The organism is Dyadobacter sp. CY356 (assembly GCF_021440195.1).
Lineage (GTDB): Bacteria > Bacteroidota > Bacteroidia > Cytophagales > Spirosomataceae > Dyadobacter.
In genome coordinates this window covers 248,950-261,813 of record NZ_JAJTSZ010000001.1, presented here as the reverse complement: position 1 = coordinate 261,813, position 12,864 = coordinate 248,950, and the positions used below count along the sequence as shown (strand labels likewise).

Genomic DNA, 12,864 nt, shown 5'->3' with positions numbered 1-12,864 from the left:
AGACATGAATATTTTTAATATAATTGACAGTTTCCAAAAATTTGACGGCGATGCAGTTGGCCGTTTAGAGCATGCGTCTCGTCGTATGTTTATGAACCGTATTGGTAGCAAACTGGCAGCAGCTGCTGTTCCTGTTGCTTTCGGTTCTATCGTGAACAAGGCATTTGGTGCTACTCCAACTGCTACGGAAGTTTTGAACTACGCTTTGACACTTGAATACCTGGAAAACGAATTCTATATGATTGGTAACGGTACAGCCGGACTGATCAAAGCTGAATATGCACCGGTATTCGCACAAATCGGAAAACATGAGAAAGCACACGTTGACTTTCTTGTAGCTGCACTTGGTGCAGCAGCAGTAAAAAAACCAACTTTTGATTTCCCTGCTGTGTTCCCAACAGTTTTCACTGATTTCGCGACGTTTGTCACGGTTTCAAAAGCTTTGGAAGATACAGGAGTACGCGCATACAAAGGACAGGCTGGTAACCTTATCACGTCAAAACCTTTGTTGGAGTATGCTCTTCAAATACATTCAGTTGAAGCGCGTCACGCTGCAATTGCAAGAAGAATTCTTGGGAAAATTTCTGGTGATGCAACGATCAAAGGTTGGATTTCAAATGATACTGGTGTTCCTGCTGCGGTTTACGCGGGTGAAGGAAATGTTGTTCAGGGTACTTTGAATCTTCCTGGTGTTGCAGGTTTGGAAGGTATATCTTTCACTGCCATTACGGAATCATTTGATGAGCCTTTGACTATGGAAGAAGTTCTTAAAATTGCTGGTCCTTTCATCAAAACGATGTAATCAGCAATAAATAAAAATATTGTGGAGGGTAAGGTAATGCATAGAACGGGCCGCAAAAGCGGCCCGTTCTTTATTGTTTATAATCCAAAAAATAACCCTGAATTCCTTGCGGTCATCAGGGTTTTATAACTCCATAGTGAATAATATTCTTTGTCAGTGTGTTTCGCTTTGCTTTTCAAGATTGAAAAGATCATTCAAAACATCGATCAGCGTTTCTGCTTCTCCCCGCTTACAGGCTGCTTTCAGTTGCAAAACCGGCAATTTCAGGATTTTCTGCATCATGCTTGTCGTGATACGTTCTACTTTTTCAAGTTCAGAATCACTCAGATTTTTAGTGAACCGTGTCAGTTCTTCTTTACGTATTTGTTCAAGCGCACCTTTTAATTTTTGAATGGTCGGTGAAACAATCATTTCTTTTGACCAGTCATTAAATTCCAGAACAGCTTCGCCAATGATTTCTCTCACCCGTGGAACAGATTCCAGACGACGTGTCAGTGCTTCGTCTGCTCTTGAACGAATTGAATCAATTGAATAGAGCATCACACCAGGAATTTCTTCCACTTCCGGTGATACACTACGCGGAACCGACAGATCAATAAAATATTTGAAAGACATACCACGCAGACGAACCATCATTTCTTTTGTAAAAAACGGTTCATCAAGGGCAATAGAAGAAACGATTATATCGGCTTTTGAAATTTCCTGTTCAATATTTTCAAAATCAGCAACTTTGAAACCCAGCTCAGTGGCAAGAGCCTCAGCTTTGCTCGAAGTACGGTTTACCAATGTTACATCCGCACCTGTTTTTTGCGCAAGATTCCGGCAAACATCCGTCCCGATTTCTCCCAGACCAACAACCAGAATCTTAGGATTAGGCATCAAACCATCCAAAAGTTCAACAGCAGCGTAAGAAACCGAAGCCGCTCCATCACGGAAAAACGTTTCCTGTGCTACACGCTTGTTGGCGAAAAAGATGGTATGTAAAAGTCTGTGCAAAAATGGCCCGGCCATGTTCAGATCGGCAGTCCACTGGTAAGCGTGTTTGATCTGATTTGGAATTTGCATATCACCAACCACCTGAGAGTGAAGGCCGGTAGCAACTTCAAATAAGTGTTGCACAGCACTTTCACCTTCTGAAAAACGATCAAAGTAATCCAGAAAAGAATGTATATCAGAGATTCCCTTCTCAATTAAAAGAAGTTTGATAATTTCTTCATTCAGATCTTCGGCGGAAGAATAATATATTTCTGTACGATTGCAGGTTGAAACGACAAGAACATCGGAAACTTCGAAAAAATCCTTCAAACGAAGCATTATTCCTTTTGCTCCTTCCTCTGAAAGCGCAAGTTGCTCTCTGATGGAAAGTGGGGCATTCCGATGTGATAAACTTATTGATTTGAAATGATTATACATCACTAGGTCTAATTCGATTTACAAAAATACAGCACAAAATTTACAATAGGAACGCTTAACAAAGAGCACATCTTTATTTAGAAAACATATAAATAAAACTTCGCCTGGTATTGTAAATTTCCGCTATAATCCGAGGCGTTTAAATGACATTGGTCATCTTTATTCCTGACCTCACAACAAAGGAAATTGATAGTAAAATCCACTAAGCACAATTATTTTACGTTATTTGTAAGCCTTAATATTTCAACAGGTAAATTTGTTAAGTGTCTGAAAATAAATGATTGCAGAAACACCTAAAAATAAACCCCGTTTCCGATTACACCCGGCTGCGCTTATAAACAGCGAAAAGCTGCGTCGTTCTCTGGTTGAAACGTATGAGAAAAAAGGCAATTTAAAATATGCTATTGGGGTAATTTTACTCTTTTTGAGTATAGCTTCATTGTTTTATACCAACGATCTGGTTGATAAACTTGAAGAAAGAGAAGAGCGCGAAGTAAAACTATATGGAGAAGGCCTGCGCTATATTGTTAACAGCCCCGATGATGAGAATTTCAATGTGGTAATGGGCGTGATTCAGGATGCAGTTACATTCTATCAGATTCCTGTTATTTATGTTGATGAAAATAATTTCCCCATCCAGAGAAATATCAACTTTCCCAAAAATGCATCGCTTCGTGAAAAGGAGCGTATCATTGAAGCGCAGTTAATAAAAATGAAAAGTGAGCATACTCCGGTACCTGTACAGATCGGAGAAGGCAAAGTAGGTTATATTTATTACAGCAATTCATTTTTATTAACGCAGCTCAGATATTATCCTTTTGTACAGCTTTCGGTCATGCTGCTGATTGGCTATCTGGCATATCTGGCTTTTAGTGCTGCCAGAAAAGCAGAACAAAACCGGGTTTGGGTTGGTCTGGCCAAGGAAACTGCGCATCAATTGGGAACGCCACTGTCATCATTGATGGCCTGGGTTGAATATTTTCGCAGTGATCCCAATATTGATTCTTCCATTGCCGATGAGATCGAGAAAGATGTGGTACGTCTTGAAATGATCACGACACGTTTTTCCAATATCGGTTCGGTTCCCACCTTAAAACAGGAATCTGTATCACTTATCGTTACAAGTTTTATCACTTACCTGCAAAAACGGGTTTCTTCCAAAGTACATTTTCACATTCATGACCAGTTGGCGGAAGGTCAGACTGCACTTTTAAATAAAAATCTTTTTGAATGGGTTGTTGAAAACATTTGCAAAAATGCGGTGGATGCAATGGCCGGAATCGGTGAAATTCATGTTACACTTCAGGCTCCGCCGCTGAGCAAGGAAATCCTGATTGATATTTCTGACAACGGGAAAGGAATGACCAAGGCGAATGCCAATAAAATTTTCAATCCCGGATTTAGTACCAAAAAGCGTGGCTGGGGCTTGGGACTTACACTGGCCAAACGTATCATTGAAGATTACCACGGCGGTAAATTATTTGTCAAAAGCTCCGAAGTTGGTAAAGGAACCACTTTTCGTATTATGATTCCTGCCAAAATTATGGAAGAAATGGAAGCGCAAAATCAGGATATGGAAAGCTGACCAGGCTAGAAACTAAAACCGATTGAGATATAAGGCAGGGACCCTTCCCTGGAAAAACCCATCACAAATTGAATTAGAAGCAGCTCTGCCGGAACTACATACAATCCGCCGCCATATCCATCATGCCATTTTTTTGAAGATTGATCTGGCTCCCAGACCCGCCCTACATCATTGAAACCAATAATTCCTAACGTTCCCGGAACGATATAAGAAGTGAAATGCAGGACATCCAGCCTCATATCAAGATTGTGGTACATCATCGTTTTGCCTGTAAAACGATTGGTATGATATCCGCGAAGACTGCGAACGCCTCCTAATTGCATTTTTTGGAAGAAGGCCGGATCACCCACAGTGGTACCACCACCCAAACGGTTTGCCATTACAAAATCAGCATTTTTACTACTTAGATAATATCTGATTTCGGTAGCCAGCTTACCGTAGGACTGTGAAAATCCATTGAGTTTTTCCTTTGCCGAAAAAGTTGTATTCCAGTAAAGTCCTTTTGAAGGCATAGAAATATTGTCGCGGGTATCATAAGTCCAGCCTGCTATTAAACCGGCATAAACACGATCCTGAAAAACCTGATATTGCGGATTTGTTTCATTAAAGTCGAACAGAAACCGGGTTAGATTGTTGTTTTGTTTACTGGTATAATACTCTGTCGATACACCCCCGAACAAAGTTAGATCCTTTGTTATTTTCCGTTTCAATTTAAAATCTACTGTCAGATAATCATACCTGTTTCGATAATATGGCATTTTCCTGTTTCCTTTGTTAGGGAATTTCGTATTATTTCCAATACCAAAAAAGTTGCTCAAATTGTTTGGCCCTAATAAATGTGCATCAATTTCGAGATCATTTAGCCCAAATACTTTTTTAAAATCGCCAACATAGTCCAGGATAAAAGATTTTCTGCCAGTCGAATAATTAGCCCAAAATTCATTTTTAAAGGCATAAGGTTCCTTTCGAAATCCCTGCTTTTCGAAAATCAAACCTGCTCCCAGTTGAATTCCCTGATCGATATTGTAATTAATACGAAAAAGAGGCCCGAGCCTGTCAAAAAGAAAACTTCTCTTATTGTATTGATTCACAGACGTATCCGCAGATAACCGCAACCTGGCAAGCGACGGCGCAGGTAATTTATTTTCCTGATCCGAACGGTCATAGACATACTGTTTGTATTTATTTTTCAGGTTTTCGTCAATTTCAAATGTATCTATATCATCACCACCAACCATGCGGACTTTGATAGAAGATTTTGTGGTGCCATTAACAGCAAAGACATCTTCTCCCTCAAATCCATAAAGCCTTATTTCTTTGGTAACGTTGTGATCAAATTTGCGGTGATAAATCGTCCTGCCGTTTGATCCGTCTTTTTTAATATTAAAAATCCTCAGATCAATATCACCTTTTTTGGTATGGCGGATATCAAAATATTCTTTTTTATCAGATGCAGGTATTTCTACAATGCTGGCTAAAAATTGATAATATTCCAACGCGTAAACCGGCAGATTTTTCACCCTGCCTTTTAAAGATTTCGTAAGTTCAGCGGTACTCGGATCGGCGTAAACACGATCCGGCAAAAACTTCATCGTACTATCAATAAGCTCAGAAGTCAACCTGTCCTGAATATATTTTATTTCTTCTTTCCAGTCATCTTCATCCAGCTGATTCAAAAAATAACGATCCAGGTAACGGGCATTGAAATTATATCCTTTTACATCCCTGATATTTTCACTGTATGGCTGCAGATTGGATTTCAGCCATTGATGAGACAAAAACCAGGGCAAAAGTCCGGAAGTTTTGTAAAAAACTTTATCACGGTCTCTTGGGATGGGTTTGTAAATCCTTTCACCTTTGGACTTTTCCGGGAGCCAGCGCCAGTTATCCTCGTGGCGGTCCCAGTCACCGATAACCATATCCAGTAAACGCGCACGAAGTGTCAGTTTTTCATCAAAATTTGTGTCATTATCATTCCTGACTTTTCGCTGCGCCTTATCCGTCGCGTCCGTCTTTTCGGTTTCAAAAGGATTTCTTTCTTCAAATAAATAGACTGCATCAGCAAAATCCTTTTGATATTCTCCCAAACCCGGATCATTGCCAACGTAAACAATTTCAGGATTGGAATGTAATAACCCCAAAGCACCAGCCAGAGAGGGCGCAACCAAAGCACCGAAAGGATGGCCAGTGGAGACCTGATCCTGGACAATATCTTTTGCAATAGTTGGTTTAAGATTTTCGGCTAATCCGCGTTCCGGATATTTCTGTATCGTTCTCAAAACCCATTCTTTACCGGAAACATCTTTCAATCGCAGGGAACGGGTTTGCATTCCGCCACCCAATTTCACAATCGTCAAACCACCACGTTCTTTGGAAAAATCAAGTATCCGCATTGGAACGGGCATAGCCCATAACTTCCGGTAATTTTCACCGAGAAAAAAACGATGGGATTTACCGACTTCATTATACTCAGGGGCAATGGCAATTTTTATACTATCTCCAGGTGGAGATTTTTGGGCACAGGAAACATTGACAACTAAAACTGTCAGAAAAAAGGAGAGTAAAGAATTAACTATTTTGGTAAAATTTCCCTGCATAAACATTGCGACCGATAAAGATCTTAAATATACGGCAGTTTATGGTTTTAAGGGGGTTTTGAGGTTAGAAAATGTTGTTTTACAGAATTGTACTTAATACTACAATGTGGTTTTGGGTTATTGTGTTGGACGCTGGACCATGTTCACCCCAATTGCAAATGGGGTGAACACGCGTTATAAACTTTAAACGATTCTTAATATTTGAATTGAATTATTAAACAGAACCTACTCCTCGTCCGCAAGGTCAACTACTGGAATGGTAATTTCATTTTCAGCGCTGAGTCCAATAATTTTATCAAGAACTGACCTTGGAGAATCATCTGAAAATCTTAAAATATGTTCATACACCACGTCATCATCTCCAATGTTGTCTGTTACTTCATACTCGGTCATTAACAGATCTTCATAAGTAACGCCTAATAATTCGGCTAACTTTTGCTCGTATCTTTCCGAATCCTGGTCTTCTATTTCTTCTGGTGACATATTTTATTAATTTAGTTGTGATCGATCTTTAAAAATAATACAATAAGTTTTGTGCCAGCACAGAAAAACTATTCCCTGAATAATGAAGCATTCAATTGTTAAGAACTAAAATTTCCTTCAAAAAAGTTAAATCATCGGTTATTAGATAAATGCTTATCTGATCTGCCATAATACAAATAGATGAGCGTACCCAAAATAGGGAACAAAAGTATAACCAGAAGCCAAATCAATTTCCCTCCTATAATCAGGTCTTTATTTGTCATTAAATCATTAATCGTCCAGACGATCATTACTAAAACGACGATCCAGCAAGAAATTAAAAATAATTCCTGATTCCCAAATCCAAGAATTCTTGTATAAAGTTGAGGCATAAAATGTTTGTTTAATGGTTAATTTAACTCAATATACAAATCTGATATAATAAAATAGCTCAGTAATTCCGGATCAAATATAAATCTTCAAAGCCACCAGCCAATACCTCCGTTTTTGAAAACCACTGACCGGATTTTCTCCTGAAAAGTAACTACTTCTTGGTCTGTGTCCTCACAGACCACGGGTTAAATATTAGTTTTCTTTAATTTTGAAAATCGTTAAAAAGCTTGAATGTTGCGAGTACAAAATGTTCAAAGAAGACAGCGCAAAACATTTTAAGAAACAACAAAAAATTATATTTTGAAAGAGGTTAAGTATATAGAAAAACGTTATATTATAAAATCTTTTACAATCCAAATCCTTTTGAAATGATTAAGTTCAGCACGTTAACAGGATTATGCCTTTTTGTTCAATTTTTACATGCGCAGTCACTCCATAACCTTGATCAAAATCTCGCATTTAATGCTGTATTACATAAATATATTACCTATCCACAGCAAGCCGCCGAAGCAAAAGTCTACACGCGATCAACTATTTACGCTCATTTTCAAATCGATTCACTAGGTCGGGTAGGGAATATAGCAATTTTAAATCCTGGTCAGCCTGATTATGGTTTTGATAATCAGGTTATAAAAGCATTACACCATCTACCTCATCTGAAACCGGCCTACACGGGGGAGTATATTCTCCCGGTGCGTTTTGTGTTTGCTTATACTAAAGGAGATATAAAACTGGACACACTGGTACCGAGTATTTTAACTGATGAGGCCTTGAAAATTGCTTATCCCTATATGATACTTCTTTCTGAGAGAAAAATAGAAGCATACATCCCAATGTTTATCGGTAACCGAAAATAATTTTTTTGCTCCTTGGTCTGTATCCTCACAGACCTTTTGGCGGATTTACTTCTATTTTAAAATCTTAATCCATTAAATATAAACTTTCAAAGCCACCAGCCAATACCTCTGCTTTTGAAAACCACTGACCGGATTTTCTCCTGAAACGTAACTCAGCCCGATGGAAACATTCTCCTGCCCGGCAAAAAAATAGCGAACTCCTGTATCCAGGTATGGACGCCAGCCGCCTGATGCCTGGGTTTGATTTACAAAATCATAACGTAACGTACCATCTCCGTAAAGCTCAAAAAGCGGTACCATAGAAGGGAATTTGTGTAACGTAAAACTCAACCTGGCTTTTCCGATACCCCGCAGAACGTTGTCTTTAATATTATACAAAGAATCGCCGGCCACTTTGGTGGTACGCTGATATTCAAACCCGGCACTCGGCGTAAAGAACGAGCGCAGCTGTGTTGTGCCGATCCTTGCCACATTGGTAGGACTGTTAATGGCGTACCATTTTTCTGTTTCGTTGTAATAGGTCATACCGCCCGATAACAACAAAGACCCTTTGTCTGTAGCCGCATCGTTTATATATTTTAGAGAACCGTTTACAATCCAGTTTACTGCCTGGGGAGATTTCAGAAAGTACTGAGCACCGATACCGAACTGACTGTTGTTCTGTGTTTTTTCAATGAGCGTATTTCTGTGGTATTCTGCCAGGACCTTCACATAAAGCCTTTCGTGCTGCAAAGAATCCCTGAAGGCGTATCCAAGTGAAATTCCGCCATCAATCAGGTAAGATCCTGCGGATTTTTGTGGCAGGGTAATCGTAAAAGCTGCCGGTTCCTGTTTTGTGTCCGCACTTTCAAACGACTGACGCAGCTGAACGTTGTATTTTTCAAAAATTTTTGCACCGGAAATTGCCTGAGAAAAAATCGGACGGGTTGACACGATAAAGAGCAAAGCCAATATGATTCGTAATTTTTCCCTCATAAATACTTACAATTTGCTGATGATGCGTTTTTTTATTTTGCCAACTGTTGCAGCGGATATAAGCTCGTCCCTGCCGACACTTCCTTCCGGTTTGCCGTATAAATGAATAACGTCGGTAAGTACAGCACTCAGCCGGGTATACATCAGCGAATTAAAATTCAGGTTTGACAGATCCAGATCATCGGCAAGCTCCTCACGTGTTCCGGGGAACTTCCCTATTTTAATGATAGCATCTTCCACCGCATCAGCAACCAGGGTATCCCGCTGCGGAACCGTCAGGGAAGCAATCACGGAATCCCGGATTTCATTCCCCATCGAACGGAGTAATTTTTGTCGTGGTTTCGCCAGACTGGCTAGCGATAGTAAATAATGAAGATCAATTGAATCAATTTCCAGTTTCTTTTGTCGCATGAGTGATTGGATTTGATACGCTAAAAATAACGGATTTATAACGTTTCCGGCGGGATTATTTAAAAGCAGGTTCCTAATTCTCAATTAATTGATTACTGCAATATTTGCCTATACCCTCACGGACCCTTTTGCGCGAAATATTATTTTATTCCGTTGTTGAAGAATCTCAATATTATTCTCTACAATGGTGCAATAGATTATTGTAGCGGTTTACAAGTCGTACAAACAAACCGCAGATTAGCTCATTTGTAAAAGCTGTTCACAGGAACAATAGCCTTCAAAAAAATACAATTTTACAAGCCGTTGAGCAGAAATCAGCGATTATTGGATAAATTTCTATCTGATCTGCCATAATATAGATAAATCAGCGTTCCAATAATTGGAAAGAATAGAATAACCAGAAGCCAGATCAATTTTTCACCTATTAGCTTGTCTTTGTTTGACATTAAATCAATGATTGCCCATAAGAATAATATAAATAAGGCAATCGAGCATGAAATAAAAAATATTTCCTGGTTTCCAAATCCAAAGATTGATGTGAAGAGGTAAGGCATATAATATGTGTTTAAGTTTCTGTAATAAGTTATAAACAAATTAGAGCACAGCTTGAAATTACCAAAGCGAACATACAAAATGATAAAATTTCGTTTTTCATATCGTGCAGTTTTCTATTTGACAGGATAATATATCAATATTAGTTGCAAAAATTAAACCAAAAATTATAAAAAAAGAGGCCAATATCAAATCAGATATTGGCCTCTTTTAATTATAATTTTCTCGTTATTATCTAAATCCGGGAACCGTAATACTGTCCGTAACAATCTGGTTGCTTACGCGTAATGCGCGATCACGAATCCGGACCTTATATTTAATGGTAACAGGCACAGAGCTGTTAAAGTATTTTGCAGAAGTATGCAAATCCAGTTTACCTTTTATCGGACCTGACTTTCCATCTGGTTTCAGATCCGGAAACCACTTGAACTGATCAATGGCTAGGATTTGGTCAACCCATTTTCCATTGGTAAGGGTTGAAGTAACAAGTTCATAATTACCCCAGTCCCTATACTTTACAGAATCAGCAATTTCAGCATCTGAAGCACCCAAATCTCCATCCCCGTCTTCAAAATCCACGGTTACGGTAATATTTTCCTGAATCTTTTTACCACTGGTATCTAATTCCGTCTGCGTATCAATGCTGTTATAAAAAATCTTTGGCGTATCGTCAAAATCAGGAATATCAACGCAGCTCACCAATGCAATAGCCGTTATAAAAAAAAGTAAGATTTTTAATTTCATAGATCAGGTTTATAATTTCTGTTGATATAAGTCAGCAATACATAAAGTTGCCTTATTAATTCTCTAAGTTTTCAAAAGTAAGCCGCTAAGTTTTGGCTTGTAACTTCTAACTTTGTTATTCTATTTACGAAAGTACTACGATTGAAACTTCAAAGCAATAAATCTTCATTGGAAATACGTCAGGAACTTCGCCAGCAAATTATTGATTTGGATCCAATTGATTTCGAATCACTTGCACTGCAAATTTTCAAATACCAGGCTGAAAATAATCCGGTTTACAAAGAATATATATCACATTTGCACTTCAAAACAGATGAAGTCAGCAGACTTACGGAAATTCCTTTCCTTCCGATTCAATTCTTTAAACATCATTTAATCAAAACCGGAAACCCGCCGAAACCAACCGTTATTTTTGAAAGTAGCGGAACCACCGGTGCTGCCACCAGCCGTCATGCCTTGTATGATGCTCCACTCTACAAATCCGTCTCTACGCGCATCTTTCTGCAAAATTACGGGCACCTGGACGACTTCCATATGCTTGTTCTGCTACCATCATACCTTGAACGAAACAACTCGTCTCTGGTGTATATGATGCAGCATTTTATTGATCAGGCTAATTCTCCGCTGTCCAATTTTTATCTTCATAATACCGGAGAAATGATTGAACAGCTGAAAAAGCTGGCGAAAAATCCGGACGGTCGCGGCATTTTACTGATGGGCGTTACTTTCGCACTTCTGGACCTGGCTGAAAGTAATATCGACTTTTCTTTTCTTAAAAATATTCCGGATCTGAAAATAATGGATACCGGAGGAATGAAAGGACGCCGCCAGGAATTGCTTCGGGAGGAAGTTCATGACATACTGACCGGTAGTTTTGGTGTTTCAAAAATCCATTCAGAATATGGAATGACCGAACTGCTTTCTCAAAGTTATTCTCAAGGCGACGGATTATTCTACCCCGGAACTACGATGCGTATCCTGCTTCGTGATGTCAATGATCCTTTTTCCATTTATGATCATAATTTAGCAGGCTCAAAAACCGGCGGCATCAATATTATTGATCTGGCAAATCTGGACAGCTGCTCATTCATCGAAACCCAGGATCTGGGTAGATTCGGCGCAGAATCCGGTACTTTTTATGTTATGGGCCGTTTTGATAATTCTGATATCCGCGGATGCAATTTACTGGTTTTATAGGTCGTTTACCGTTCTGTGAAAATTGTGTTTACAAGAACCCTCTTCTCTAAAAAAAATTAAACAAATAGACTGTTTTAGCCTATTTCATTATACTATTAATTATCAATTAGTTACAATATATTCCCGTAATATAGAATTGTTCTAACCAGACAATAATAGAGAATATTTCATAAATTAGCCGGGTTGTTCTTAATTGCATTAATCGAATGTATAATTACACTTTGGATTGTTAACCTTATAAGTATATAAAATGAAAAGACGTGACGCAATTGCCCGTGTGGCACTATTGATGGGTGGTACGCTTTCCGCCCCGACCATGCTGGCTTTTCTGGAGGGCTGCAAATCGTCGACAGAAACGTCGACTGCGCTGACTTTTCCTTTCTCGGCGGATCAAAAAAATTTAGTTTCCGAAGTTGCTGAAATTATTATCCCTAAAACTGATACCCCTGGTGCAAAAGATGCCAAGGTTGGCGAGTTCATCGAGAAGATGATCAAAGAATGTTATGCGGGAAAAGATCAGGATAGTTTTGCCAAAGGGTTGAAAGAACTTGAAAAGAAAGATTTCCTGAAAGCTTCTCCGGCAGATCAGACAAAGATTTTAAAAGAACTGGAAGCTTCCGCCAAAACAGATTCTGATAAAGCAAGCGAGGAACGTAAGAAATTCACAGAGGCTGGAAAAGAATATACTGATGACCAGGGTGTTCCTTTCTTCAAACTGATCAAAGAACTTACACTTCTTGGATACTTTACATCTGAACCTGGTGCTACGCTGGCTTTGGATTACGTTCCGGTACCGGGCCGTTACGATGGCTGTATCGACTTGAAACCTGGTCAGAAAGCCTGGGCTATGTAGTTTTAATTTAAAAAGCTTTAAGT

At 39.0% G+C, this 12,864-nt stretch carries 13 protein-coding genes; 5 read left to right on the top strand and 8 right to left on the bottom strand.

Translation table 11 applies throughout. The features are described 5' to 3' along the window. Nucleotides 1-4: 4 nt before the first annotated feature. Nucleotides 5-802, top strand: coding sequence for a ferritin-like domain-containing protein (locus LXL81_RS01110; protein WP_234644859.1), 798 nt, complete (start codon nt 5-7; stop codon nt 800-802). Between the two features lie 153 nt (nt 803-955). Here the strand turns inward: LXL81_RS01110 and hemA are convergent, their stop codons facing one another. Then, entirely contained in the window at nt 956-2,215 is a 1,260-nt protein-coding gene (gene hemA, locus LXL81_RS01105; protein ID WP_234644858.1) for a glutamyl-tRNA reductase, read from the bottom strand. 277 nt (nt 2,216-2,492) lie between these two features. On the opposite strand from hemA, the gene LXL81_RS01100 reads away from it, so the two are divergent. Next, on the top strand, nt 2,493-3,800 hold the full coding sequence (locus LXL81_RS01100) for a PAS domain-containing sensor histidine kinase (protein WP_234644857.1): 1,308 nt from the start codon (nt 2,493-2,495) through the stop codon (nt 3,798-3,800). Nucleotides 3,801-3,805: 5 nt separating this feature from the next. On the opposite strand, the gene LXL81_RS01095 is transcribed toward LXL81_RS01100, so the two are convergent. From LXL81_RS01095 to LXL81_RS01085, 3 genes are all read right to left on the bottom strand, one after another. Further along, complete coding sequence (locus tag LXL81_RS01095) at nt 3,806-6,397, bottom strand: BamA/TamA family outer membrane protein (RefSeq protein ID WP_234644856.1); 2,592 nt, start codon at nt 6,395-6,397, stop codon at nt 3,806-3,808. Nucleotides 6,398-6,622: 225 nt separating this feature from the next. Then, complete coding sequence (locus LXL81_RS01090) at nt 6,623-6,880, bottom strand: hypothetical protein (RefSeq protein WP_234644855.1); 258 nt, start codon at nt 6,878-6,880, stop codon at nt 6,623-6,625. Nucleotides 6,881-7,011: 131 nt separating this feature from the next. After that, on the bottom strand, nt 7,012-7,251 hold the full coding sequence (locus LXL81_RS01085) for a PLDc N-terminal domain-containing protein (protein ID WP_234644854.1): 240 nt from the start codon (nt 7,249-7,251) through the stop codon (nt 7,012-7,014). 369 nt (nt 7,252-7,620) lie between these two features. On the opposite strand from LXL81_RS01085, the gene LXL81_RS01080 reads away from it, so the two are divergent. Beyond that, nucleotides 7,621-8,109, top strand: coding sequence for an energy transducer TonB (locus tag LXL81_RS01080; protein WP_234644853.1), 489 nt, complete (start codon nt 7,621-7,623; stop codon nt 8,107-8,109). Between the two features lie 72 nt (nt 8,110-8,181). Here the strand turns inward: LXL81_RS01080 and LXL81_RS01075 are convergent, their stop codons facing one another. The 4 genes from LXL81_RS01075 to LXL81_RS01065 form a co-directional block, all read right to left on the bottom strand. Further along, nucleotides 8,182-9,084 (bottom strand): hypothetical protein, encoded by a 903-nt coding sequence (locus LXL81_RS01075; protein WP_234644852.1) that lies wholly within the window; start codon nt 9,082-9,084, stop codon nt 8,182-8,184. 6 nt (nt 9,085-9,090) lie between these two features. Beyond that, nucleotides 9,091-9,495 (bottom strand): hypothetical protein, encoded by a 405-nt coding sequence (locus LXL81_RS01070; protein ID WP_234644851.1) that lies wholly within the window; start codon nt 9,493-9,495, stop codon nt 9,091-9,093. 314 nt (nt 9,496-9,809) lie between these two features. Next, nucleotides 9,810-10,049 carry a PLD nuclease N-terminal domain-containing protein gene (locus LXL81_RS29220; protein WP_409013832.1) on the bottom strand — a complete coding sequence of 80 codons (240 nt, stop codon included), beginning with the start codon at nt 10,047-10,049 and terminating at the stop codon, nt 9,810-9,812. A gap of 229 nt (nt 10,050-10,278) precedes the next feature. Further along, nucleotides 10,279-10,791: a hypothetical protein gene (locus tag LXL81_RS01065; RefSeq protein ID WP_234644850.1), complete on the bottom strand. Its 513-nt coding sequence runs from the start codon at nt 10,789-10,791 to the stop codon at nt 10,279-10,281. 141 nt (nt 10,792-10,932) lie between these two features. Here LXL81_RS01065 and LXL81_RS01060 point away from each other — a divergent pair, with 141 nt between their 5' ends. Continuing rightward, a complete protein-coding gene (locus LXL81_RS01060; RefSeq protein ID WP_234644849.1) occupies nt 10,933-11,988 on the top strand; it encodes an acyl transferase in 1,056 nt (351 codons plus the stop codon). A 250-nt stretch (nt 11,989-12,238) separates the two neighbouring features. Continuing rightward, a complete protein-coding gene (locus LXL81_RS01055) occupies nt 12,239-12,841 on the top strand; it encodes a gluconate 2-dehydrogenase subunit 3 family protein (RefSeq protein ID WP_234644848.1) in 603 nt (200 codons plus the stop codon). The last annotated feature ends 23 nt before the right edge of the window (nt 12,842-12,864 follow it).